Source organism: Sorangium sp. So ce119, from assembly GCF_051524405.1.
In the GTDB taxonomy this organism is placed as follows: domain Bacteria; phylum Myxococcota_A; class Polyangia; order Polyangiales; family Polyangiaceae; genus Sorangium; species Sorangium cellulosum_G.
Window position 1 is genome coordinate 5,099,576 of record NZ_CP150310.1, and the last position, 25,724, is coordinate 5,125,299.

General features: G+C 74.0%; 17 protein-coding genes. 10 read left to right on the forward strand and 7 right to left on the reverse strand.

What is annotated here, in order from left to right:
- The first annotated feature begins 11 nt into the window (after positions 1 to 11).
- On the forward strand, positions 12 to 1,052 hold the full coding sequence (locus WME76_RS19145; RefSeq protein ID WP_437961526.1) for a hypothetical protein: 1,041 nt from the start codon (positions 12 to 14) through the stop codon (positions 1,050 to 1,052).
- 33 nt (positions 1,053 to 1,085) lie between these two features.
- Here WME76_RS19145 and WME76_RS19150 read toward each other — a convergent pair whose 3' ends face one another.
- The 5 genes from WME76_RS19150 to WME76_RS19170 all read right to left on the reverse strand — a co-directional run bounded on the left by WME76_RS19150 (position 1,086) and on the right by WME76_RS19170 (position 4,232).
- A complete protein-coding gene (locus tag WME76_RS19150) occupies positions 1,086 to 1,880 on the reverse strand; it encodes a hypothetical protein (RefSeq protein WP_437961527.1) in 795 nt (264 codons plus the stop codon).
- A 9-nt stretch (positions 1,881 to 1,889) separates the two neighbouring features.
- Positions 1,890 to 2,585 (reverse strand): DUF2914 domain-containing protein, encoded by a 696-nt coding sequence (locus WME76_RS19155; RefSeq protein WP_437961528.1) that lies wholly within the window; start codon positions 2,583 to 2,585, stop codon positions 1,890 to 1,892.
- Positions 2,586 to 2,832: 247 nt separating this feature from the next.
- Positions 2,833 to 3,027 (reverse strand): hypothetical protein, encoded by a 195-nt coding sequence (locus tag WME76_RS19160; RefSeq protein WP_437961529.1) that lies wholly within the window; start codon positions 3,025 to 3,027, stop codon positions 2,833 to 2,835.
- A gap of 247 nt (positions 3,028 to 3,274) precedes the next feature.
- Positions 3,275 to 3,508, reverse strand: coding sequence for a hypothetical protein (locus tag WME76_RS19165; RefSeq protein ID WP_437292162.1), 234 nt, complete (start codon positions 3,506 to 3,508; stop codon positions 3,275 to 3,277).
- A 124-nt stretch (positions 3,509 to 3,632) separates the two neighbouring features.
- Complete coding sequence (locus WME76_RS19170) at positions 3,633 to 4,232, reverse strand: hypothetical protein (RefSeq protein ID WP_437961530.1); 600 nt, start codon at positions 4,230 to 4,232, stop codon at positions 3,633 to 3,635.
- A gap of 305 nt (positions 4,233 to 4,537) precedes the next feature.
- Between WME76_RS19170 and WME76_RS19175 the strand changes: the two genes are divergently transcribed.
- Both WME76_RS19175 and WME76_RS19180 read left to right on the forward strand, forming a co-directional pair.
- On the forward strand, positions 4,538 to 5,743 hold the full coding sequence (locus tag WME76_RS19175; protein WP_437961531.1) for a serine/threonine protein kinase: 1,206 nt from the start codon (positions 4,538 to 4,540) through the stop codon (positions 5,741 to 5,743).
- Positions 5,740 to 9,057 (forward strand): hypothetical protein, encoded by a 3,318-nt coding sequence (locus WME76_RS19180; protein ID WP_437961532.1) that lies wholly within the window; start codon positions 5,740 to 5,742, stop codon positions 9,055 to 9,057. The genes WME76_RS19175 and WME76_RS19180 overlap by 4 nt, the downstream gene beginning before the upstream one ends.
- 162 nt (positions 9,058 to 9,219) lie before the next feature.
- On the opposite strand, the gene WME76_RS19185 is transcribed toward WME76_RS19180, so the two are convergent.
- Positions 9,220 to 9,780: a hypothetical protein gene (locus tag WME76_RS19185; RefSeq protein ID WP_437961533.1), complete on the reverse strand. Its 561-nt coding sequence runs from the start codon at positions 9,778 to 9,780 to the stop codon at positions 9,220 to 9,222.
- Positions 9,781 to 10,461: 681 nt separating this feature from the next.
- On the opposite strand from WME76_RS19185, the gene WME76_RS19190 reads away from it, so the two are divergent.
- From WME76_RS19190 to WME76_RS19220, 7 genes are all read left to right on the forward strand, one after another.
- Positions 10,462 to 12,843: a cyclic nucleotide-binding domain-containing protein gene (locus WME76_RS19190; protein WP_437961534.1), complete on the forward strand. Its 2,382-nt coding sequence runs from the start codon at positions 10,462 to 10,464 to the stop codon at positions 12,841 to 12,843.
- A 269-nt stretch (positions 12,844 to 13,112) separates the two neighbouring features.
- Positions 13,113 to 16,199, forward strand: a complete 3,087-nt coding sequence (locus WME76_RS19195; protein WP_437961535.1) for a vWA domain-containing protein — start codon at positions 13,113 to 13,115, stop codon at positions 16,197 to 16,199.
- Positions 16,181 to 17,917 (forward strand): DUF4215 domain-containing protein, encoded by a 1,737-nt coding sequence (locus WME76_RS19200; RefSeq protein ID WP_437961536.1) that lies wholly within the window; start codon positions 16,181 to 16,183, stop codon positions 17,915 to 17,917. The genes WME76_RS19195 and WME76_RS19200 overlap by 19 nt, the downstream gene beginning before the upstream one ends.
- Before the next feature lie 22 nt (positions 17,918 to 17,939).
- On the forward strand, positions 17,940 to 20,351 hold the full coding sequence (locus WME76_RS19205; protein ID WP_437961537.1) for an NAD(P)-binding domain-containing protein: 2,412 nt from the start codon (positions 17,940 to 17,942) through the stop codon (positions 20,349 to 20,351).
- Between the two features lie 82 nt (positions 20,352 to 20,433).
- On the forward strand, positions 20,434 to 21,993 hold the full coding sequence (locus tag WME76_RS19210; protein WP_437961538.1) for a vWA domain-containing protein: 1,560 nt from the start codon (positions 20,434 to 20,436) through the stop codon (positions 21,991 to 21,993).
- A 54-nt stretch (positions 21,994 to 22,047) separates the two neighbouring features.
- Complete coding sequence (gene mltG / locus WME76_RS19215) at positions 22,048 to 23,319, forward strand: endolytic transglycosylase MltG (RefSeq protein WP_437961539.1); 1,272 nt, start codon at positions 22,048 to 22,050, stop codon at positions 23,317 to 23,319.
- A gap of 118 nt (positions 23,320 to 23,437) precedes the next feature.
- Entirely contained in the window at positions 23,438 to 24,100 is a 663-nt protein-coding gene (locus WME76_RS19220; RefSeq protein WP_437961540.1) for a hypothetical protein, read from the forward strand.
- A 12-nt stretch (positions 24,101 to 24,112) separates the two neighbouring features.
- Here the strand turns inward: WME76_RS19220 and WME76_RS19225 are convergent, their stop codons facing one another.
- Positions 24,113 to 25,558, reverse strand: coding sequence for a cation:proton antiporter (locus tag WME76_RS19225; RefSeq protein WP_437961541.1), 1,446 nt, complete (start codon positions 25,556 to 25,558; stop codon positions 24,113 to 24,115).
- Between the last annotated feature and the right edge of the window lie 166 nt (positions 25,559 to 25,724).

The window sequence follows — 25,724 nt, forward strand, 5'->3', positions numbered from 1 at the left end:
AGGGTTCTGCCATGACACGCGCGCTCGGGATCGCCGCGCTCGCGCCGTGCCTCCAGGGCTGCGCGCAGATCGCGGGGCTCGACGACCGCGAGGTCACCCCGCTGATCCCGATCGCGGAGGGGCAGGCGGGGCCGCGCGCCATCGCGCTCGACGAGGAGGCGATCTACTGGGCGAACGAGCGGAGCGACGGGGCGCAGGGGAGCGCCAAGGGCGGCGCGCTGCGGATGCAGATCAAGGATGACCGGGCGGTCATCGACCTGCTCGAGCCGTCCGTCGAGTCGCCCGAGGCCATCGCGGTGGACGCGACGCACATCTACTGGTCGAGCACCGACACCACCCGTGCCGACGAGAGCTGCCAGGGCATGGAAACCGACCGTGACAAGCTGCTGATGATGCCGAAGGACGCGAAGCTCCCCGTCACGCCGGTCACCGACGAGACGACCCTCTGGGTGGGCTGCGGCAGGATCAGCGCCATCGCGCTCGGCGACGACCGGGTCTATGGCGCGCGGCCCAAGGGCCATCGCATCACCTGGGCAAGGAAGGACGACACCGACAACGACAATTACCCGACGGGGGTCACGTCCCCGACCGGGGCGCCCGCCGGCGTCGCTGCGGACGGGGACATCGTCTATTTCACCGACCAGAGCACGGGAGAGATCTTCGTCGACGACACGAGCAATGAGGAGAAAGAGACGGTTCTCCTCGATGAGCTCACGATGCCGAGTCTGATCGTGGTGGACGAGGCCAACCTCTACTGGCTCACGCCGGACGGCGTCCTGCGGTATCCGCGGAGCGCCTCGACGGGAGAAGCGCCGGTGACCCTCCTTGATGGGCTGTCGAGCGTCCCCATGGGGATCGCCGCCCACGGAGACTACGTCTACGTCACGGTCAGGGACGCGGGGAGCGTCTACCGGATCCGCAAGGACGGGAGCGCCGAGCCGGAGGAGATCGCGTCGGCCCAGGGGGGCCCGACGGGCATCGCCGCGGACAGGTCGGGCGTCTACTGGACGAACAGCCAATCCGGACAGATCGTCCGGTTCAACGACGAGTGACGCGCAGCCGCGCGGCGGCTCGCCCGACAGCGCCTAATCGATCTGCAGGTGGTAGTGGGGCGGCCGCGACTCCTCGAGCGCGAGCACGCCGCCGACCTCCTCGACGCCATCGAGAAAGGCGCGCTTCTCGGACGGCGTCATGTCCCGGTTCCGGACGTCGACCGCGCCCTCGCGGAGGTGCGCCGAGATGAACACGCCGCGGTCGATCTGGGCGCGGATCACGTGCTCGAGCGCCTCGATCAGCGCCTCGGGAGGCTGGTCGGTCGAAAGGCCCTCCTCGTAGGCGCTCTTGATCTCGCGCGCCGCCGCCTTGTCCCTGTAGAGGCCGAGGACGTCGGCGCCGTGCCGGAAGAGCTCGTGCATCGCCTCGGCCTGCCGCGCCGGGTCGCGCGTGCCGCTCGTGACAACGAGCTCTTTCCCGGTCCGCCGGAAGTAGGCGTCGGCGATCTCCGCGACCTTCTCCTCCACGGCGGGCGCGAGGGCGACGCCGGGAAGGAGCGCGTAGCGGCGCTCCTCGTCCGGATCCGCCGACGTCGCGCGCCGCGAGGCAGCGCTCGCCGGCGGGGCGTCCTCGGCCGGCTCGCCCTCGTCGCTCTCCGGGACCTGCAGCGAGAGCACCCTCGCCGCGGGGCCATCGGGCACCCAGAAGTTGAGCCCGACCTGCTCGCCGGAGGCGCGGGCGGCCGCAGGCGCGCTTCGCGGCGCGGTGAGCCCGGGCTCCGGGGCGACGCGGGAGACGCAACCTCCCGCGACGAGGGCGAGGACGAGGACGGCGGCGCGGCGGGCGCGCCGGTGGACGGAGGGGCGCGAGCGGAGCTTGCAGACCACGGGCGTCTCCTACTTCGTGATCGTGAACGAGGCGCGCGCGAGCTCCTTGCCCGCGGCGTCGCTGACCGTCACCGACCAGAGCCCCGGCGCGCGCGCCTTGCGCGTGGCCGCCCACGTGCGGAAGCGCCGCTGCGCGCCGACCGCGAGGGGGATGCGCAGGGGCGCGCTGCCGTCGGGCGGCGCGAAGGTGACGCTGATCTCCGAGGCGGCGCGGTCGTTGTTCGCGAGCTCGACGAAGGCGTAGATGCGGTCGATCTCCGCGCTGGCGAACGAGGTCGCCGGCTCGAGCGGCTCGCGGTCGGCGATGCCCTTCGAGACGACGAGCCGCACCACGTGGAGCTCGGGCGCCGCCGCAGCGCGCTCTTCAGCGCCGCCGCCCTGCGCCACACGGCCCGCGCCGTCCGCGGCCGACCCCGACCGGCGGCGCCGCTCCCGCGCCGCGCCGCGGGCCGACGCCGACGCGCCCGCCTTATCGATGCGGCCTGCGTCGCTGCGGCCCTCCTCCGCGGCCTCCGGCGCGTCGCCCCTGGGCGCGGCCGCGCTCGCCTGCCCCTCGGTGTCGCCGCCCGGCCTCCCCTGGGCCAGGCGGCTCAGCGCGGGGGGCTCTTCCCGGGCGATCCGCTCGACGGCGTCGCGCGGGTCGCTGCAGCCGAGCCAGCCGAGCGCCCCCCCGCCGAGAGCGGCAGCCGCGAGCGCAAGGACCAAGGTTTTCCGCGTCGTTCCCCGGGTGTCCACACCGACGAGGTGCCACGATTCAGCGGAGCGGGCGAAAAAACGGCAACCCAGCAGCCGGGGCGCATGCCGCCCGCGCCGGCCTCACGGCGCGTCGTGCTCGCGCTGGCCGGACGGTACGTGTCGCCCGCGATCGTCGCGCGGCGGGGTCAAGCGCTGATCGGCTCGAAGCGGGCCCGGCGCGCGGAGCCGGGCAGGACCCGGGCTGCGACGCCTCTGGTCAACGCTTCGGACGGGACCAGCGCGGGCTGTTTACCAGCTCACTTTCTTTTGCAGGACCGAAGTTCGTGATCGCGCTGTCCTCGATCATCAGGATGAGCAGCCCTCCGCTCGCGCCTCGTGCCGTCGTCGCCCGGGATGCCTGGCTTGTCTCCCGTGGCGCGTGGAACGAGCTCTCCGCTGCGATCTGCTTCATCTCGGGCTCCTTGCAACACTTCAGTCCGGCTGTCACGCCCCGGCTGGCTGGCTGGCCTGCACTTCCGTGCACCACGTTCGGGGTCGAAAACTGGCCTGGGCGCGACTGCGCCGATGGTCGCAGAATAATCCCGGCGTCGGCTGAAAATCATCAGGAAAGAAAGTTGGCCCAACGATTTCTGTCCGGCGCCGGCTTTACCGCTTCCCTCGGGTGTCCGCCGTGCGTGAACGCGCGTGAGCGGAGCGCTTCAGCGGCGGCCGAAGCCGGAGAGCTGGCGGCCTGCGGCCACCACCTCATCGCAGTCGACGCAGCGCAAGGTGCCGTCGACCAGCTCCATGCTGCCCAGGCTGCCGCACTCGGGACAGCGGTTGGAGAGCTGGTGCTTGCTCTCCTCGCAGAGCCGGTTGTTCTCCGCCTCGGCCTCCGCCTCGGTGCGGAATATCTCGGCCGGCGTGCGCACGTCGCGCTTTCGGTCGTCCATGGCGCGCAACGTACCACGGGCGCGGAGCCCCCCGCGAGCGGCGACCGGGCCGACGCGGCGGTGCGCGCGGCGTGACCGTCGACGAGGGCGCGCTCGCGCAGCCGCGCCGCCGTCTCGCCGCCGTCTACCGGACTGACTCGAGCAGACGCTGGAACGCCGAGCGCGCCGACCGCACCGTCTCGTCCGGACCGACCATCCTGAAGAACCAGTTTCCGCGATCGGGCGTCCTCACGGCCGCGCCGAGGAGCCGGTAACCGTCCTTCACCATCTCCACGGGCGCGCGCCTGCCGGCCCCCGTCTTCGGCCCGAGCGCGATCGCGTAGGTGCCAACGACGTCGACCGTCTCGACCGGCACGCCGCGGACATCGAACGACGCTCGCCTGGCCTTCGCCCCGACGTCCCCGTCGAACTGCGCGAACCACTCCTTGAAGTTCGCCTCGACGTCTCCGTTGCTGCCCAGGCCGAACCAGAGGACCTGCACCTCGACGTCCTCCTTGTCGTTCGCCACCCGCTGCACCTTGTAGAGGGCCTTGCGCGGGCCGACGCGCGGCACCTCGAGCGCCGACCAGGCCGCCGGGACATCCCACGCGAGCGGCGCGACGACCGGCCCGCCGGAGACCGCCGGCGGCGGCTCGGGCTCGGGCTCCGCCACGGTCCGCGAGCAGGCCGGGACCACGAGCGCCAGGATCGCTGCGAGAGCGAGCGAGGCTGAACGTGGGAGCATGGTCCCGGTTCTACCACCGCGCCCTCCATCGAGGCGCAGCAATTCGATATCGCGGCCGGCGGGAAAGAGCGATCCTCGCTCGGGCCGCGATCGGCGGGACAGCGGCCTCGAAGGAGCGCGGAGGCAGAGGGCGGCGGGGCAGCGACGACCAGCGTGCTCCGCGCTTCCGCGCTCGGCGCGACACGGCGCCCAGAGTCGGTCGCCCGAGCGGCCCGGCGGCGAGCGGGACGCGAGATCGGGTGTAAGCCGTGGGCCCGGCTCGCACGTAGAAGAGACGCCCCGGTCAGGGAGAGGAGACGGCGCGCATGGAGCAGATCGGCGAGTACCTCGTTCGACGCCTCGTCGGCGAGGGGGGGATGGGCAAGGTCTACGAGGGCGAGGAGCGCCTGTCGCGCCGGCGCGTCGCGCTGAAGGTGCTCCGCCCGGAGCTCGCCCGGAGCGAGCAGGGACGGCGGCTCTTCCTGAACGAGATGCAGATCCTCGCGCACCTCGAGCACCCGAACATCGTCCGGAGCCTCGCCAGCATCGAGGCCTCCGGCGAGCTCGTGATGGTGCTCGAGTACCTGGATGGCCAGACGCTGCGCGCGGTGCTCGGCGCCGCCGGCCGCCTGCCCTGGCCGGACGCAGTGCGGATCGCGACCAGCGTGGCGAGCGCGCTCGCCGCCGCCCACGGGCAGGAGCCGCCGGTGATCCACCGCGATCTCAAGCCCGAGAACATCATGGTGCTGAACGACGGCAGCGTGAAGGTGATGGACTTCGGGATCGCCAAGGTCGTGGAGGCGATGAACCAGACCAACACGCAGAGCGTCGGCACCCTGCAGTACATGAGCCCGGAGCAGATCGACGCGCGGTCCATCGATCACCGATCGGACCTCTACTGCCTCGGGCTCATCCTGTACGAGGCGCTCTCGGGGCGCCCGCCGTTCCAGTCCGCCTCGCCGCGGGAGCTGCTCAACCTCCAGTGCACGGCAGAGCCGCCGCCGCTCGACGACGACGTGCGGCGCGGCCTGCCCCGCGGCGTCGAGCAGCTCCTCTTCCAGCTCCTCGAGAAGGCTCCCGAGGATCGACCGTACCTCGCGCAGGACATCGTGGACCGGCTGGAGCCGTTCCAGACGGCGGCGAGCGCGCCGCGCCCCGCCGGGAGCGGCGAGCGCGCGGCGACGGCGAGCGGGCCGCAGCGCACCGGAGACCAGGGGCGAGCCAGCGCGCCGCAGCGCACCGGAGACCAGGGGCGCGCCAGCGCGCCACAGCGCACCGGAGACCAGGGGCGCGCCAGCGCGCCGGGAGCTGCGCGCGACGCGGAGGGGCCGGGCGCGCCGCGCGCCGACACGATCGCGCTCGTCGAGCAGATCGACAGGACGCGCGACGTCCCGGCCCGGCTCGCGATCGCGATCATCGTGGCGCTGTCGGCGCTCGCGGGCCTCGGGACCTACGCGCTGCGCTCGGCGAACGGCGCGCCGGAGCCGCCCGACAGCGCCGCGGCGCCGGCCCCGCCGGTGGGGGCGCGGTGAGACGCGCGTCGCCGGAGCAGGCGGGCTACACGGAAGGCGCGCCCCTGCCGGCCATCGGGTGCGCCGCGCGATGGTGCTGCGGGGCAGCAGAGGAGCTGTGGCGGCTCGGCGCGGCGGACCAGGGCGGCCCGGCAGGGCCGGAGCGCGAGGCCGTGGCGACGCGCCTCCTGTCGCTCGGTAGCGCGGGCATCGGCGGCTTCATCGACGGCGGCGTGGCCGCGCCGGCCGAGGGCGAGGGCGCCGCGGCGGCGCGCCCGGACGGCGCGCGCGTCTGGCTGGTGCGCAGGCTCGCGGGCGCCCCCCTGTCGGATCGGATGCGCGCGCGGCGCGGGCCCGTTCCGTTCGAGGAGGCGCTCCGGCTCGCCATCGCGATCGCCCGCGCGCTGGCCGCCTGCGAGCGCGCCAGCCTGTTCCCCGGGCCGCTCACGCCCGACGCGATCCTCGTGGACGACGCTGGCCAGGTGACGCTGCCCGCGGGCGCGCTCGTCGCGGCGCTCGTCGGGGGCCAGGCGGGCCGCGGCGCCGCCTCGGAGCCGCGCGCCGAGGGAGCGCGCGCGTCGTCGGCGATCCCGCCGCTCTGGACGCCGCCAGCGCAGGCCGACGGCGCGCTCTGGGACAGCGCCGCGAACCGCTACGCGCTCGGCCTCGTGCTCTACCGCCTGCTCGCGGGAGAGCACCCGTTCGCGGGCGCCGGCCTGCGGCACGCGCTCGGCGAGGCCGCGCACCGCGAGCCCCCGCCGTTCGTCGAGGGCGTCGCGGCCTCCCTCCCCGCCGGCCTGCAGGGCCACGTCCTGCGGCTGCTCCACCCGGATCCCGCGCGGCGGCCGTCGCGCGCCGACGCGATCGCGGACGCGCTGGGGGGGTTCCTCGACGAGCACCCGCCGGCGCGGGCGACGCACGCCGCGCGGACTTCCGGGCGCGCCGCCGCGTCGACCGAGGATGGATCTGCCGCCGCGCGGGCGGAGGCCAGGACCGCCGCGCGGGCGGAGGCAAGGACCGCCGCACCGGAGGAGGCAAGGACCGCCGCACAGGAGGAGGCCAGGACCGCCGCCGCGCCGCGCGGGCGCGAGCCCGGGGTCGAGGCGCGCGCTCGCCGCCCGCCACGCGGACGCCACGAGCGCGGCGGCGCGGCGGCGCGGCTGTGGCAGATCGCGCCGATCGGGGCCGGCGCGCTCGTCGCGGCGGCAGCGCTCGCGCTCGCGCGGGGCGCCCCCGAGCGCGCCGCGCCGCGCGCGGCCTCCGTGGCGCCGGTCGCGCCGCTCGCGCAGCAGGAGACGGCGGCGGAGGACTGCGCCGCGTGCCACGGCCGCCAGGCCGCGGAGTGGCGCCGCTCGGTCATGGCGCACTCGGTGAAGAGCCCGCTCTTCAACGCGCTGGAGAGCCTCATCGAGGAGCAGGTCGGGCGCGACGCCGACTGCCCGCACGGCGCGGGCATCCTCCGCAAGGCCGATCCAGCGCGCGCGTGCCGCGACCGGGGCAGCGGCGTCACGGTGACCGGCTCGGGCGGCGAGCACTGGTGCGTCAACTGCCACAGCCCGGCGGAGAACCTCGACGCCGCGATGCCCGCGTGGGACGGCCGCCCCGGCGGCGATCCCCGCGCGCGCCTGCCCGTGCGCGACCTCCTCACGCGCCGCGGCCTGGAGGGGATCTCCTGCGGCTTCTGCCATCAGGTGCACGGCCCTGTCGGCGCGCGCGGGCGCCCCGGCTACCAGGGCAACCCGACGTGGACGTCGTTCGTGACGGGCGCCGTCTTCCCGGCGCGCCCCGAGGACGCGCGGGGCCTGCTCGGCATCGCGAACAGCGGCTACGATCTCCGCCCGGAGGAGCTCCTGCTCACCGCGGGCCAGCGCGCGGACGGGCGCGCCGGGCGCTCGTCGGCGGGGCCGGTGAGCGGCGACGACCCCGTCGTGCACGGGAGGCCGTCGGCGAGCGCGAAGGCCTACCTGCGATCGAGCGAGTTCTGCGGCGCGTGCCACGACGTGCGCCTCTTCGGCACCGACAGCCTCGCCGCGGCGCGGGGCGAGCACTTCAAGCGCCTGCGCAACGCCTACACCGAGTGGTCGGACTGGGCGCGATCCGAGGAGCGCGCGGGCCGCCGCGCGGCCACCTGCCAGGACTGCCACATGAGCACCTATCCGGGCGTCTGCGAGGCGGCTCCCGCGTCGGGCGCCGCGCAGCCGGGGGCGGGAGATCCCGAGTGCCCGCCCGGAACGCGCTTCTCTCCCCGCCCGCCGGGGTCGCGGCCGCGGGGGCGCGTCGCGGATCACTCCACCGCTCCGGCGGACGTCGTGACCCACTACTTCTCCGGCGTGGATGTGCCGCTGTCGGACGAGTTCCCCGAGGCGCTCGTCGATGAGCCGTCGCTCGACGTGCACGGCATCCCCGCGAGCGCCCGGCGCCGCCGCGATCTGCTCCTCCGCCACACGTTCCGCTTCGATCTCGGCGCCCCGCGGCGCGCGGGGGCGGCCGGAGAGCGCGTCGAGATCCCGATGGAAATCGAGAACATCGGCGCCGGGCACAAGGTGCCGGCCGGCTTCAGCCAGGAGCGCGAGATCTGGGTCCACCTCGTGGTGAGGGATGGAGACGGGCGGGCGCTCTACGAGGTCGGCCGGGTCGACCGCGCCGAGGAGGACCTGAGAGACAAGGTGTTCGCCCGGGTGACGACCGATCCGGACGCGAACCATCCCTTCCGGGGGGCGGGTGCTCAAGGAGGGTTGTTCGGCGCCGACGTGCGCGACGGACCGGATGTCCCTCTGTGGAATCCACCGCCACGGCTCGGCGGGACCTCGTTCCGGGGACGCGGGCTCATCAACTTCCAGAACGGGTTTCTGCGCTGCGTCCGCTGCATCGGCGTCGTGACCGCGGACGGCGCCTGCGAGCCCGGGCCCGGCCAGGGGCTGCACCACGCCGATCGGTTCGAGGACGGCGACTACGACGTTGACACCGGGGCGTGCGGCTCGAACCTCACCGGCCACAACGCCTTCCTGGAGACGTACTTTCCGGTCGGCGCGCTGGACGCGAGCCGCGGAGTCGTCAAGGGGCCGGACGCGATCATCGACACGCGCTCCGTGCCGCCCGGCGTGCCGATCCGGTACACGTACGACCTCCCGGCCGGCAACCGGCGCGGCCCGCTCCGGGCCGAGGCGAGGCTGCTCTTCCGGGCGTTTCCGCCCTTCCTGATCCGCGCGTTCGCCGCCTACGAGCGCGAGCAGGCGCGGCGGGGCCTCAGGCCGACCGGCCCGCTGGTCACCGAGTCGATGCTCGCGCGCCTCGAGATCGTCGAGCTCGCGCGGGCCGAGGTCGAGATCCCCTGAGCCGAGGAGGCCATCGCGATGGAGCGACCGGAGAGACAGGCCTGCCGACGGGCCGGCGGACAAAAAGGGGCGAGCCCCTACCCCGGCCTGCGGGGTAAGGGCTTCGCTGGTCAGGAGCTGAAACGCTCAGCTCGCGGTGGTCATGAAGCGCGTGCCCGGCGATCAGGGAGGGGGCGGGGGCGGCTCGGTCGGGAGCGGCGCAGGCAGCTTGAACGGCCTGCCGATCCGGAAGGGCCGGTTCGACGGCGAGTAGTAGCTCGTCATCGAGGAGGTGACGCTCCACGTGTAGCCGAGCAGGATGCCCGTGAGCGAGTCGGTGTACACGCGCATGTAACCCGTCCCGGCGCCCGGGGTCATGTAGCCGCCGGTGCACGGCCCGCTCCACCGGCTGTCCGGGTACGCCGCGTTGCACCCGTGCGCGACCTCCGTCGAGTCCGCGATCGGCACCGCATACTGCTTCGTCCCCGAGTAACGCGGGTTGACCTGCGGCAGGATCTCCCTCGGCGCGCCCGTGATGATGACGGTGTGGCCGGCGTAGACGATCTCGTCTTCCTCGGTTACCGGGTTGTATTCGATCTTTTGATCGATGACGAGGACATCGCCCTTCTGGATGTCGGCCGCCCGGGTGATGCGGCGGAAGTACGTCTCGATCCCGGCAGCCGCGCCGAGCGCCGGGCTCGAGTTGAGGATGTCGAAGTAGTAGGCGGACGTGGGACTACTCATCCTCCACATCTTGTAGGTATCCTTGTCGGAGTACCCCATCGCCTTCTGCAGCGAGAGCGTGAAGAAGCACGCTGCCTTCGTCGTGCCGCTGATCTTGGTAATGGCAGTCCCGTCGCCCCACTCGATGGAGCAGGGCGTGTTCCACCGGTTGTCCTCGGGGGCCACGCTGTCGATGAACTCGAGGGCCCAATCCGCGTGGTCCTTGGCGTTCGCGGACGCCGAACCGAGCGTGATCAAGGACGCGGCAGCCAGGGATGCAACAGCCAAACTCGTCGTGCGCCTACTCATACATCTACCTCGTTGATTTTGAATGACATTGCATGTGCACTCTGGAACAGATGCTAGTCATTTCATGCCGAACCATCAAACGAACCCTGGCGCCGAAGATGCCGAGTCTAGCAGGATGGATATTCCCTATAATCGGCTTGGGTGTCAAGGCTTTTTCCGGACGTTCTTCCTTTTTTTCACGCCTCTTCAGCGTCGAACGTGACGTAAGACCATGTCGTCCCACAAGATATCTGATGCGCGATGGTATGAAGCGACGGTGTCCGGCGCCATGACACGGCCTCCTCCTACCGCTCCTGCTGACCTCGCCCCGCGGCGCGGATCGCGCGGCGATCGCGCCGCGGGACGAGGTCTACCAGCGCGGTCCTCCGCGCTCGGCGGCGGGGAGCCGCGCTGATGCCCTCATCGGACCACACGCGCGGCGACGCGCGCGGCGCGGGATCGGACCGCCCCCGCGCATGGCCGCCGGGGGTGTTCGACGCGCCGCTGCTGCGAGGGCTCGACGAGCGCGCCCGGCGCGAGATCGCCGAGGCGGGGAGGCTCCGCGCGCTGGCGCCGGACGAGGTCGCCTATCGCGCCGGCGACGCCGGCGACGCCTTCTTCGTCGTGGCGTCCGGACGCGTCGCCCTGCGCGCGACACGCCGCGGAGATGATCGCGAAACCGAGGTGCGCACCGCCGCTGTGGGCGATGTCCTCGGCGAGGAGGCGGTCGTGGGGATGTCGCGCAGGACCACCGCAGTCGCGCTCGCCGAGAGCGTGCTCGCCGAGATCCCCGTCCACCTGTTCCGCCGCGCCGCCGGGCGCTCCGGAAAGGCCGAGATCGCCGCGAAGCTCGAGCGCGCGCTGCGGAGGAGCGCGACGCGCGATCTCCTCGGCACCCTCGCCTTCACGCGTGATCTCGACCCGGAAGACATCGAGGCGCTCCTTGACGCAGTGAGTCATCGGCGCTTCGAGCGCGGTCAGGCCGTCTATCGCGCCGGCGACCCGGCGGCGGAGCTGTGGCTCATCGCCGAGGGAATGGTGCAGATCCAGACCGAGGACGGAGATCGGATTCATGTGCGCGCGTACCTCACCCGAGGTGACTTCTTCGGGGACGTCGAGCTCGACGAGGGACGGAGTCGGGCGGCGAGCGCCGTGGCGAGCGGCGCCGCGACGCTCCTCTCGGTGCCCGCCAAGACGTTCGCCGCCCTGGCGCGGAAGCAGCCAGATCTGATCCCCCGACTCCGGCGCATCACCGGCGAGCAGCGCGCCGCCCAGGAGGCGATCGTCGCCGGCCAGGCGCGCAATCACACAGCGCACGTCTTCAGGGACCTGTATCGCCTGCAGGTCGCGCGGTCGCTCCTTGTCATCGACCTGGAGACATGCGCCCGTTGCGGGCACTGCGCGTGGTCGTGCGCCGATGTGCACGGGGTCTCGCGGCTCGTCCGCCGCGGGGACAAGGTGCTCGCGCGGGTCGACGACGCGCCGCAGGCCGCGCGGCAGGAGGCGCCGCGGAGCCTCCTCTTGCCGAACTCCTGCCAGCACTGCGAGAGCCCGGCGTGCATGATCGAGTGTCCCACCGGCGCCATCGGCAAGGACACCGGAGGCGAGGTGTTCATCCGGGACGCGCTCTGCACGGGCTGCGGCGCCTGCGCCAAGGCGTGTCCCTGGGAGAACATCGCCATGGCGCCGCGGCCCGCGGGCGCGCCGCGCCCGGGCGACGCGGGCTCCCCGGACATCGCGGTCAAGTGCGATCTCTGCCGCGATCACGACGGGCCGGCGTGCGTGAAGGCCTGCCCCACGGGCTCGATCTTCCGCGTCAACCCGGCGGAGGAGATCGCCGACGTGCGCGATCTGCTCGGCGGGGCGCGGCGCGAGCAGGAGCGCGCCGGCGCGGGACGGAGCGACGCGGCGCTGCTCGCCGGGAGCGCGCTCGCGGCGGCGGGGCTCGGCGCGGCGGGGATCGCGGCGCACGCGCGCGGCGACGCGCGGCCGGGCGACGGCGCCGCCTGGTCGGCGGGCGTCGCCGCGGCGGCGGGTATGGCGCTGCTCCTGCTCTACGCGGTCCCGAAGCGCGCCGGGAAGCGGGTGTGGATGCGGTCCAGGCGGCGCGGCGGGGAGGCAAAGGAGCGCGGCGACGCCGCGGCCGAGGAGCGCGGCGAGGGCGCGCCCGTGAGGAGCCGGCTGCGGCCGCACCTGTCCGGGCACCTCGCGATCGGCCTCGTCACGGCCGGCCTCGCGCTGGCGCACGCGCCGTGGCCGCGGTCCGGCCGCCCGACGCTCGGCGCGGCGCTGCACCTCGCCTTCTGGGCCACCGCGGCGGCGGGCGCGTTCACGGCGGTCGCCTACCGGCTCGCGCCGCGGCGCCTCGCCCGGATCGAGCGCACCGCGGCGCTCCCCGAGGACTTCGCCGCCGCCCGCCGCGAGCTCCTCGACCGCTTCTACCGCGGGGTGAGCGGGCGCAGCGATCTGGTCAAGAAGATCGTCGAGAAGATCCTCGTGCCCTACGTGCAGAGCCCCCTCGGCCCGCTCGCGCTCCTCGCCTCGGGGCGCGGGCTGCGCGAGGAGGAGCGCGCCCTGCGCGCCCGCATCGACGAGGTCCTCGAAGGGCGCGGCGCGGAGCGCCTCGCCGGCCTGGCCGAGCTCATCCGGCTCGCCGTGGAGCTGCGCGCGCTCCCGGCCCAGCGCGCGCTCCTCGCCGCGCTCCGCGGAGGGCTGCCGGCGCACATCGTCACCTTCGGCGTCGCCGCCGCGCTGCTCGTTCTTCACGCGATCACGGCGGTCAGCGTGCCCCGATGAGCGCGCGCACGCCGACCCACACGACCGCAGCCGCGCCGCGGAACACCGGCGGCGCGCCGGACTCGCTATGAAATCGTTGCGGGGCACGGCATTTCTTTGTGCCTCCTGCGCCTCGCAGCGCGCGGCGCCGCGCGCGTGGGGGGACCTCACACGTGCGCTGCGACCGCGTTTCTCGCAGCCGTGAGCGCGCCGGCGAGAGGCCTGGACTTTGCCTTCTGCGCCCAGGTACAATTTTCTCGTCAGCACCCCAGTGGAAGGTAGAGAAGCCGATGGCTGGTCCCTCGACCAAGTGGATGGGAGCGCTCTCCCGATCAGGCTCCGCCGAGGCGTGGGCGCCGAGAGCGCTGCTGCTCGTCACGCTGCTCACGGCGTCGGCGCTGATCGCCGGAGCGTGCAGCGGAGACGACAGCGGCCTTCAGGGGCCCGACGACGGGGCGAGCGGGCCCGACGCGGGGACGGGCCCGGACTCGGGCCAAGGCGACCCGTGCGAGGACGGCGAAGAGGTAGAGTGTCACGTCACCGTCGGTGATCACGAGGGCGTGCTGACGTGCCTGGACGGCGTTCGGCGCTGCGAGGGCGGGCGTTACGGGAGCTGCCAGGGGTCGATGACGATGCGGCGCTCTCCGTTCGGGGCGGCGCCGCGGGGGAGCGGCGAGAGCGGGTATCGCCCGTTCGCCAACTCCGAGGCTTCCGACGGAGGCCTGTGCGCGACCAACCCGTGCGATCCGTCGTGCCGGTCGTTCGAGGAGGTGCCGGACGGTGGGCCCATCGACCTCTCGGGGGGCGGCATCACGTACCCGTGGTCGGTCGGGGACATCAACGAGCTGCCCGAGAACATCGCGCGGGAGGGCACCCACCAGCCCTGCACGACCACCGAGGATTGCCAGTTCGATCAGTACTGCGACAACCCCGCGCGGGGCACATGCGCGCACGACACCTGCGCGACCGGCACCGCGCTGCTGTCCTCCTGCAGCGGCTGCGTCGCGAAGGTCTGCAACGCGAACCCGACGTGCTGCGTCCAGACGCTCATCCCGGCCAACTGCGGCCATGACGCCTGCCAGTCGTTCCCCGGGGCCGCGACCCACATGACCACGACGTGCGGTGACCCGTGCATCGCCAACATCTGCGCGACCAATCCGCGGTGCTGCGATATCACCTGCACGGACTCGGACGTGTGCCACGCCGTCATCGGGCCGGACAGCGAGTGCGCCTTCGGCAACCAGTGCGCCGCGCCCCTCAGCGGGTGCCCCGCGGGGACCGTCGACGTGGGCGGCAGGTGCATCGGTACCTGGAGCAACGACTGCGTCAACCTCGTCGCCACGCAGTGCCCCGGAAAGGACTGCAGCGGACCGGCCCCGGAGTGGAGCCCGGCCTGCGTGAGCCTCGCCGAGTCGCTGTGCGACACCACGTGCGACACCGATCCTGGGTGCGCGCACGACAAATGTTACACCGGCTCACGGCTGAACGCGGCGGCCTGCGGCTCCTGCGTTGCCCAGGTGTGCACGAGCATGCCGAGCTGCTGCTCGACCGAGTGGACCGAGGCGTGCGTCGATCTCGTGGGCAGCCTCTGCGGCGAGGCCTGCCCGCAGCAGGGCCTCTGCAAGGCGTTCCTGCCGAACGAGACGGATCCGACGTGCGCCGGCGCGGATCTCACGGTCGGCGTCCCCTGCGGCGGGACGATCCCGGTCTGCAACCGCGGCAACACGCCGGCGCCCGCGGGCATCGAGATCCGCAGCTACCCGGCCGGCGCCCGTCAGCTCCCCTCCTCGGCCCCGGGCCGCATCCTGAACTCCTGCAACCCCACCGGCGGCACCCTCGCCTGCGCCACGGCGCAGCCGATCGCGCCGGGCGAGTGCATCAGCGTGGCTGGCTGCACGAACGTCGCCGACGGCATGGAGCTCATCGTCAATCCGCCGGGCCCTGCGCACGTGACCGAGTGCCAGTGCGCCAACAACGGGAGCATCTATCAATCGGCCATGTGCGAGTCGCCCGGCTGCATCGCCACGGCCAGCGTCTCGCTGATCCGGCCGGTCACCCTGTTCGTGGCGCTCGACGCGTCCACCTCGATGCGGCGATCGCTCGGCGCGACGACGAACGACACGATCGCCACGCGGTGGAACCCGGCGATCGCCGCGCTGAGGGCGTTCTTCAGTGATCCCAAGTCGGCGGGGCTCGGCGTCGCTTTCAGGTTCTGGCCGGACAACAACCCGGGGAACTGCAACGACACCACGAGCTGCACTCACGCCCTCGGCGACGGCTGCAGGAATGCGCGCGTCCCGTTCGACGGCACGGCGGCGCGGCGGCTGACCGAGGACGCCGCGCCGGTGGACCAGCAGGAGCTCGCGCTCAACAACGCGCTCACGGCCATTACCCCGAACGGGAACACGCCGATGTTCCCGGCCCTGAGGGGGGCCACGCACTGGGCGAACACCTACAAGAACGCCCACCCCGAGGAGGAGGTGGCGGTGGTGTTCATCACCGACGGTATCCCGTCGCACTGCGACACCGTCCCCAACCACATCGCGGACATCGCGTACAACGCCTTCCGGAACTTCGGCGTCCGCGTGCACGCCGTGGGCTTCGGCAACTCGAACGCGGAGATCATCAACCTCATCGCGGATCGAGGCGGCGGCCGAGCGTACAACCTCCTCGAGGGCGCGACGCTCCAGGGCGGTCTCCGCGACGCGCTCGTCTCGATCCGGGGCGAGGCGCTGCCCTGCGACGTCACCGTTCCCCTCGCCGGCGTCGCGGATCCCGCCTCTGTCGCCGTCGTTCACGTCAACGCCGCCGGCACCGAGACCACGCTCACGCCCCGGTCCGGGCTCGCGAGCTGCGGCGCCGGAGGGTGGTACTTCGCCGACGCGTCGAACACGAGCGTGAAGCTCTGCCCGCAGACCTGCTCCGATATCCGCGAGAACCCGGGCGGCAAGGTCCGGGCGATCGTGCCGTGCGTGACGACGACGCTCACGCCGATCCTCACCGAGCGGGAGGTCTACCACGGCGCCTGCCCGCCGGGGACCAAGACCCAGTGGGGGTACCTCAGGTACCGGACGGTGACCCCCGGCGACTCGAGCGTCGAGTTCCGGATGCGCACGGCGGATGATCTGGCGGGCCTCGGCACGGCGGCGGAGGTGCTCGTCGCGACGGCGCACGCCGTGCCGACCGACACGCAGGTGTGCGACGACAGCTCGACGCCGATGTGCGCGATCGACCTCTTCGACGTGCTCGGGGAGCTCCCCGACGCGCGGCGGGAGTACCTCGACCTCCAGATGACGCTCAACCCGACGAGCACCGGCGGGGGCGGGGTTCAAGTGCAGGACTGGGAGATCACCTATTCATGTCCGGATTCCGAGTGAGCCGCAGCATCACCGCAGCTGCGCTGCTCGCCGCCGTGGCCGGCATCGCCGCGGCGTGCGGCGGTGACGACGGCAAGGGGCGGCCGAAGCCCCCGTCGCCCTCGGGCGGCTCGGGCGCGGCCGGGGGCGATGAGGGCGGCGGCGGCGCCGGGGACACCGGGGGCACCGGGGGCGCCGCCCCGGGCACGTGCGGGGACGGCGTCGCCGATCCGGAGGAGGCGTGCGACGGCCCCGATCTCAAAGGCGCCGCCTGTCAGAGCTTCGGCTTCGAGGGCGGCGAGCTGGGGTGCAGCGCCGCGTGCGCCGTCGATACATCGGGCTGCTCGGGGACCGAGGCGTGCCAGGACGGTCGGGACAACGACGGAGACGCCGCCGTCGACTGCGTCGATCCGGAGTGCGCGGAGGCCTGCGCGGACCTGTGCGCTGCGCCCGTGGCGCTCCCGGATCCCGCGCTCGCCTCGGGCGATACGAGCAACCACGCGATCGTCGAGAGCGGGTGCACGGGGGGGGCCCCGGGCGTCGCGTACTCGTTCACCGCGACCACCACCGGGTTCCTCGACGTCGTGCTGGCCCCGCACACCGACGCCGCGCTCGTCGCCGTGCTGCGCGGCGCCTGCGACGACGCGGCGACGGAGCGCGCGTGCGGCGAGCTCAGCGCCGGGGCGGGCATCGAGAACCGGCTCTCCGTGCCCGTCCGCGCGGGCGACGCCTTCTATGTGATCGTCACCGGGGCGGACGGGAGCCATACGGGGGCGTTCGACCTCGCCGTGCAGAGCCGGACGACCGTCTGCGGGGATGGCGCCCAGGATCCGAGCGAGGAGTGCGACAACCCCGTCGACGGGATGGACGACGGGTGCAGCGACGACTGCAGGCTCGAGCCCACCGAGGTCGAGCCGAACGACACCGTGGCGACGGCCAACGACCACGCCGCGCCGTTCTTCGCCGCGATCGAGCCGTCCGGCGACGTGGACGTGGTCCGCGTCACGGTGCCGATCGGCCCCACGGCCCTCATCGCGGAGACCGCCGACGTGACGAGCGCCGACTGCCTGAACCATCGCCTCGATACCATCATCGAGATCCTCGACGACAGCGGCGCGCCGATCGTGCTCCGCGACGACGGAGGGATCGGCCGATGCGCCCGCGCCGTCGCGCCGGCGCTCGCGGCGGGCGATTACTACGTTCGCGTCTCGGCTCACCGCGGCCCCGCGCAGCGGGCCCCGTACCGGCTCGACGTGACGCTCGTCCAGGAGATCTGCGGGGACGGGACCGCGACCGAGGGGGAGCAGTGCGATGACGGCAACACGACGTCCGGCGACGGGTGCAGCGCCACCTGCCGCTTCGAGCTCGAGGAGACGGAGCCCAACAACACGCCCGCGCAGGCCGACGCCTACGCCGACCCGTGGCTCGCGGAGCTCTCGCCCGCGCGCGACGTCGACGTGGTCGCGGTGAGCGTGCCAGGGCCGAGCTCGACCCTCTACGTGTCCACCACCGACAATGGCACCGAGGCGTGCATGAGGGGGCGGCTCGACAGCTACGTCGAGATCCTGGGCGACGGCGGGGCCACCGTGCTCGCGTCCGATGACGATTCAGGGGAGGGCTACTGCTCCTTCACGATGGCCGACGACCTCCCCGCAGGCACCTATCATGTGAGGGTCAGAGCCGCAGAGATCGCCCCCGACGCGACCTTCTTCTATCGGCTGAATGTCACGGTCCTCTAGCCCGACAGGCGGGCGGGGCCTTATGAAGGCGCCGTCCTCCGGCGCCGCGGAGGAGGCGGCGCGCTCTTCCGATCCCTCGAGGACGCTCTACCGCGCCGATCTCTCCGATCCGCGCCAGCGCGCCGCCCAGCCGCGGGAGGTCGTCCGGGGGCGCGCCGCGCGCCGCGCCGAGTCGACGTCCGACGTGACCCGCTTCCGGGGCGTGCTGCCGGCCGCGCTGGCGGGCGCCGTCGCGACGGGCGCCGCGGCGCTGCTCTTCCCGCCGCCGGGCGGGCACGCGGCGCCGGGGCCGCTGTCGCTGCCCCACGCGCGCGCGGGGCTCGCGTGCGCGTCGTGCCACACCGAGCAGGCGCCCGCCGCGGCGCGCGGGCTCTCGGCAGCACCGCAGCCCGCCGCGCGCTCGATGGACCAGGCCTGCACGGGGTGCCACGGCGCCCACGGATCGACCCGCAGGAGCCACGGGGCGCTGCTCGCGAGCGGCGCGCTGAGCTGCGCCACGTGCCACCCCATCCACCGCGCCGACCAGGGCGTCGTCTTCGACCCCGCGAGGCCGCCTTTGCGCTTCGCGCCGGGCGCCGAGGTGGAGCTCCCGGGGACCGCCTTCCGCCCGAGCCAGCCGGCCACGGTCGCGATCGTCGCCGCGGGGAGCTGCGCGCCGTGCCACGACCTCGCCGCGCCGCGCGACCCGGTCGCGCGCTGCCTCGTCGCGGCGCAGGCGCCGCTCGGCGACGCCCGCCCGATCACCTGCTTCGACGAGCACCGCCCTGCCCTCCCCGACGACGCGGCGCCGGGCCGCGGTGGCGCGAGCGGCGGCGTCTGCAGCGGCCAGCACACCGAGGATCGCGCCCTCGCGTGGGACGCGGCGCGCGACGCGGCCGCGGCCTTGCCGGTCGTGACGGGCGCGGCCGGCGCCGCGGGCGGGCGCACGTACGCCGCGCGCGCGCTGCTCTGGATGGGCGCCGGCCTCGCCGCCGCCGCGCTGGCGTTCGCGGGCGCCCGCGGCGGCCGTGCGCTGCGCGAGCGGCGCGCGCGCGATGCGCGTGAGCGCGCGCGCGACGGCGTGGACCGCGCGGCGGCGGAGGCGATGCTGCGGCCCGCGGCGCGCGTGCGCCTGCCCAGGATCGACACGACCACGTGCCTCGGCTGCTACGCGTGCGTGGACGCGTGCCCGTACGACGTGCTCGCCGTCGAGCGGTACGTCGCCGTCGTGGCCCGCCCCGAGGCGTGCTGCGGCCTCACGCTCTGCGAACAGCGCTGCCCCAACGGGTCGCTCACCATCGAGGACGGCGCGCCCATCGCCGACCGGCCGCGCCTCGACGACGACCTCGCGAGCCTCGACGCGCCGGGCCTGTACCTCGCCGGCGACATCACCGGGCTCCCGCTCATCAAGAACGCCATCCACCAGGGCGCGCACGCGGTGACGCGCATCGCGGAGGACCTGCGGCAGGCCGGCCCGGGCGGCGCGGGCGGTCAGGCGCTCGATCTGATCATCGTGGGCGCGGGCCCCGCCGGGATCAGCGCCGCGCTGCGCGCCAGGGAGCTCGGCCTCTCGTTCGAGGTGATCGAGCAGGGCAGCGTGGCGCAGAGCATCCAGAGCTTCCCGCGCGGCAAGCTGGTGTTCGATCAGCCGCTCGACCTGCCGGTCACCGGGAAGCTGTGGCTCAAGGAGTCGACCAAGGAGGAGCTCCTCTCCCACTGGCTCCGCATCGTGCGCAAGGAGCGGCTCCCCATCCTGCAGGACACCCGGATGGTGTCGGTCGAGCGCGTGGCGGACGCGAGCGCGCGCTCCGACACCGGCGCGCGCTCGTCCGACGCGGGCGCGCGCGCCGCCAGGCAGGCCGAGGCCGGCTTCGTCGTCGTCACCGAGCCGCGCGAGGGCGGGCCGCGCGCCGAGCGCCGCGCGCGGCGCGTGCTGCTCGCCCTCGGCCAGCGCGGGTCGCCGCGCCGCCTTCCGTTCGAGCTGTCCGCCGAGGTGGAGGGGCGGGTGTACTACCACCTCGCCGACGCCAGGAGCCTCGCGGGAAGCCGGGTGCTGATCGTCGGGCTCGGCGACGTCGCCATGGAGGCCGCCATCGCGCTGGCGCGCCAGCCGGGCACCGAGGTCACCGTCGTGTACCGGGGCAGCGGGTTCCGCCGCGGCAAGACACGAAATATCGAGGAACTACGCCGACTTACGGCCGCCTCTCGCCTCTCGCTCCAGCTCGAGACCGACGTGACCGCGCTCGCCGCCGTTCCGGGCGGCGCGCTCTCGGCGACCCTGTCCTCGCCGGCGGGGACGCGGGCGCACCCGTGCGACGCCGTGCTCGTCCTGATCGGGAGCATCCCGCCCTGGAGCGCCCTCCGCGCCGCCGGCGTCCGGCCGATCGCGGAGCCGTCAGATCGTTCGAGGCCCGACGACGTACAAGGGACCACGCCCGCGGTCCCCGCGCCGTGAGCCCATCGCGCGATCGGTCGTGGCGATCGGTCGCAACATCGGTCGTAAGATCGAGGGGCCCGGGCCGTTCTCTGGAGGAGCCATGAAGCCGACCCACGTCGCCCTGTTCTCCGCCCTCGGCATGATGCTCACGAGCATCTCCGTCTACTCGCTGGTGCCGTCCGGGGGCCGCAGCGCCGCGTCGACCAGCGACGTGGTCGCCGAGCCGCCCCGCGTGGTGCCGGAGGTCGCGGGCGGCGCCGTGGCGGCGGCGGCCGACGCGAGCCGCTTCACCACCGGGTCGAGGCTGATGCTGGAAGGGCGCGTCGGCCACGCCCGCCTCTCCCGCGCGGCGCGGGAGACGTTCCTGATGTTCGAGGTCCGCGGCGACGGGGCGCCCGTGAGGACGCAGGCGCAGGCGAACCTGTCGCTGGTCATCGATCGCTCCGGTTCGATGAAGGGCACCCGCCTCGCCAACGCCGTCCAGGCGGCGACGACCGCGGTGAGCCGCCTCAACGACGGCGACGTCGTGTCGGTGGTCACGTTCGACACGAGGACGAGCGTCGTCGTGCCGCCCACGACCGTCGGGCCCGCCACGCGCGGCAGCATCCTCGCGCGCGTGCGCGGCATCTCGCTCGGCGGCGACACCTGCATCTCCTGCGGCATCGAGGAGGGCCTCGCGCTGCTCGGCCAGACGGGCGGCGGCGTGAACCGGATGCTCGTCCTCAGCGACGGCGACGCCAACCACGGGGTGCGCGACGTCCCGGGCTTCCGCGCGATGGCGCAGCGGGCGCGCGATCGCGGCGTGAGCATCACGACCATCGGGGTCGACGTCGACTACAACGAGAAGATCCTGTCGGCGATCGCGCTGGACTCGAACGGCCGGCACTACTTCGTCGAGAACGACGCCGCGCTGGCGCGCATCTTCGAGGCGGAGGCGGAGCAGCTCACCGCGTCCGTGGCGAACGGCGCGGAGCTCGCGATCGATCTCGCGCCGGGCGTGGAGCTCGATCGGGTGTTCGACCGCCCGTTCCGGAGGGCCGGCGGCCAGGTCGTCGTGCCGCTCGGCGCGTTCGCGTCGGGGGAGGTGAAGACGGTCCTGCTCAAGGTGCGCCTCGGCGGGCTCGCGGGCGAGCAGGGCGGCGCGGCCGCCATCGCCGACGTCGGCCTCGCGTACCGCGACCTCGTCGCGGGGACCGACGCCCGCTGCCAGGGCAAGCTGGGGGTCGCGATCGCCGACCGCGACGCCGACGCGAGCGAGATCGACGCGCTGGTCGCGGGCCGCGTGCAGCGCAGCGAGACGGCGGCGACGCTGAAGCAGGCGAACTTCCTGTTCGAGCAGGGGCGCCTCGACGAGGCGCGCAGCAAGCTCGACGCGCAGCAGCGGTCGCTGCGGAGCGCGGCCGACAAGGCGAAGCGCAGCGCCCCGGCGAGCCGCGCAAAGGACGTGGCGTTCGACTTCGAGAGCCAGCTCGCCGCGCTGGAGCGGGCCAACACGGATTTCTCCGCGCCGCCGGCGTTCGCCACGCCGCCGCCGACCGCCGCCGGCCCCGCGAAGCCCGGCGGCTTCGCGGCGGCCCCGGCGCCCGCGGCGACGCAGTCCCGCGAGGGCAAGGCCGCGGTCAAGCGCAACGAGGTGGACGCCGCCCAGCTGGCGCGCTGACCGGCGGCGCGGGGCGTTGACACGGGTCCGGCTTTCGGGTTTTGACTCCCGGCGGTGGGCGTTCGATCGAGGGCGAGCCGGCCGGGGAACCGCCGGACGGGTGGCGACGGCGCGCAGGGATCGCCGCCGCGCGAGCCCCCGTCGTCGACCCGGAAGACCACCCCCGCGCGGCGCGCGCGCGGCGCCGGGCAGCGCGCGCCGGGCTCGCGGCGCCCGGACCAGGCCCGCGCGCGGCGCGTGCGGGCGCTCCTCCTCGGGCTCGCGGGCGCGATCGCGCTCGCGGGCGCGGCGCTCCTCGCGCTGGTGCTCGGCTTCGGGCGCGCGAGGGCCCCGGATCGGGGGCGCGTCGTGGAGCTCAACTGGCCGGACGGGCTCGACGCGGGCGAGGCGGCGGCGCTCCTCGCGGCCGAGGGGCTCGTGGAGAGCGAGCGCGCGATGGCGCTCTACCTGCGCGCGACGGGCGGCACCGAGGGGTTCGTGCCGGGCCCGCACCTGCTCTTCGAGGGCGCGACGCCGCGGGAGCTCCGGCAGATGCTCACGCGCGCGGAGGGGCGGCCGACGGCGAAGGTCACGATCCCCGAGGGCTGGAACCGCTTCGACGTCGCGGCCCGGCTGGAGAAGCTGCGCGTCGCCGGCAAGAAGACGTTCCTCGCGGCGACCGCCGACGGCGCGTTCCTCGACGCGCTCGGCATCGAGCGCGGCGGCGCCGTGGGGGCGGAGAGCGCGGAGGGGTACCTGTTCCCGGCGACGTACGAGTTCGCGCTGGACTCCGACGCGCGCGACGTCGCCCGGCGCCTGGTCGCCGAGTCCGACCGCCGCTGGGGAGCCCTCGCGGCGCAGAGCGAGGGCGGGCTCGCCGCGCTGCAGGCGACGCTCGGGTGGGGGCGCCGCGAGGTGCTCACGCTCGCCTCCATCGTCGAGAAGGAGGCGGTCGTCGAGGAGGAGCGGCCGCTCATCGCGAGCGTCTTCCTGAACCGGCTGCTCGATCCGGCCTTCCGAACGCGGCGGCTGCAGTCCGACGCGACGGCGCTCTACGGCTGCGTCGCCTGGCCCGAGGACGCGCCCTCGTGCGCCGAGTCGGGCGGCAAGCCGACGCCCGCCGTGGTGCGGGATCCGAGGAACCGCTACAGCACCTACGCGCACCCGGGGCTGCCACCCGGTCCGATCGCGAACCCGGGGGCGCCGTCGATCGCGGCCGTGCTGGCGCCCGCGGCGACGAAATACCTCTATTTCGTGGCGGCAGGCGGGGGCCGCCACCGGTTCAGCGAGAGCCTCGACGAGCACAACGACGCCGTCCGGAAGCGCCGGGACGCGACGGCGCCGTAGGCGGCGAGCGAAGCGACCGGCGCGGGGCTCGCGCGCCCAGCATGCCGAGGACATCGTGCAGCGCAGCGCCATCCGCGCTTCCTGGAGCGGCGCGAGGCCAGTAGATTCGCGCGCCATCATGCGCCGTCCCGCTCCGTTCCTCGTCGCGCTCTCCGCTCCCCTCGCCTTCGCCTTCGCGGCAGCAGGCTGCTCGCCCCGCGCCACGCCGCCGACCGAGGGCAGCGCCGCGCCGCAGGTGGAGGCCGCGCCGACCGCCCCCGCGAGCGCCGCGCCGTCGACGCCCGCTGCGCCGGCGGCCGCTGCCTCTGCCAGCGCCGCCGGCTCCGCCTCCGCGAGCGCCGCCGGCCCCGACGCCGCCGCGCCCGCCTCCGCCGCACCCGTCGTGAGCGCGGCGCCCGCCGCTAGCGCCGCGGCAGATCCGGCAGCGCCCGCCGACGCCGGGCCGCTCCCGAAGGTGAAGGTCGCGAACATCGGCATGCACATCGGCGGCGGGCCGCACGACGATTACACGAAGGAGCCGATCAAGCGCTCGGTGGCGCCGCACTTCGACGAGTTCCGCCGCTGCTTCGCGCTCGCGGAGGATCCGAACAAGGGCGGAGATTTCGGGATCGACCTGCGCATCGAGAAGGACGGCGGCAAGGCCGAGGTGCGCAAGCCCCGGACCGCGCTCAAGGGCGAGGCGTTCACGCGCTGCGTGGTCGGCGTCTTCGAGCGGATCGACTTCCAGAAGCCCCGGCGAGGCCCCACCGTGGTGAGCTACTCGCTGCGGTTCACGCCGTGATCGGGCCGCGGCTCACCCGTGGCGCCCGATGTTCGGCAGCGAGCCGCGCGAGGCCTCGACGGCCGTCTCGCCGGCGCGGTCGAGCGCGTACTTGAAGAGGATCGGGCCGAACACCTCGTTCAGCGCGACGCACCCCACGACGAGCGCGCGGAAGCCTGCGCCGAGGGCCGGGAACGCGCGCTCGATCGTCAGGCTGATGCCGAGCGTGAGGCCGGCCTGCGAGACGAGGCCGCACCAGGCGTACTTGCGCAGCACCGGCGGGTCGTCCGCGAGCCGGTTGCCGATGCGGCTCGCGACGAAGGTCACGAAGGCGCGCGACGCGCCGAAGAGCAGCGCGACGGGCCACATCATCCGGAGCAGCGGCAGATCGAGGTGCGCGCCGGCGGTCGCGAAGAAGAGGACGAACACGATGCTCGCGGCGTCCTCGACGGCGTGCACCAGCCTCTCGCCCTGCTGCGACAGGTTCGCGACGACGAAGCCGGCGACCACGAAGACGAGCAGCGCGTCGAAGCGGAGGTAGCGCAGCACCTCGGTGGCGCCGAAGCCGAGCGCCACGAACACCAGGATGAGCTGCCGGCCGATGAGCCGCATGTAGGCCGCGAGCGCGAGGCCGAGCGTCGTGCCGATCGAGATGCTCCCGAGGATCTCGCGGCCGAGGAGCTCGATCTCGTGCATGGACATCGTCGTGCCCGGCTCGATGAGCGGCCGCACCGTGGAGAGCGCGATCGCCGTCACGACGATGACGATGATGTCCGACGTCATGACGAACGCGAGCGTGTTCATCGCGACGGGGCCGGTCGCGCGCGTCTGGGAGAGGATGCCCAGCACGGCCGAGGGGCTGCGGGTGACCGCGATGACGCCCCAGAGGATGGCCACGCCGAACGCCGCGGTGCTCGAGAGCTCGGCCGCGAACGGGACGAGCGAGCGCGCCGCGTAGAAGACGCCCGTCAGCGCCACGAACACGAGCACCGTCTGGACGAGGTTGTGCAAGAGGAGGCTCTTCAGGCTCTTCTTGACCATCTCGAGCCGGAGCTCGGCGCCGCCGGCGAGCGCGATGAGCGCCAGCGCCAGCGCGTTGACCCGCGAGATCTCCTCGACGGCGTGGTGATCGACGAGGTGGAGGACGTGCGGCCCGGCGATGATGCCCGCGAGGATATAGCCCGAGAGGTGCGGCAGGCGGAGCGGCTCGACGAGCTCGCTCGCGAGCGTGCCCGCGAGCAGGAGGAACCCGATCGAGGCGATGGTCCCCGCTGGGCCTTGCTCGTGGGGCACCGCGCGCGTGGTCGCGTAGAGCACCCCGAACAGGATCACGAGCGCGACCGCGTGCGTGAGGTGGTTCAGCGGCCCCTTGGGGGCGGACCCGTGGTGGCGGCCTGCGGGCGCGCTGTGCGGCGCGGCGGGCTCGACGGGCGCGGCAGGCGCGGGCGGCCCGGCGTCGGGGAGTGCTGCGGCGCTCACGGTGGCGCATCCTTCGTCGGTCGCACGCGCGTCTTGTAACCCTGTTGCGCGCGCCCGGACATCCCGAAGACCGCCCTCGCGCGCGCGACGCGCGCGTCGACCGAGGCGCGCCTCCCGCGCCCACCGTCAGCGGAGCGCCGCGCGGACCCGCAGCACGCCGGCCCGC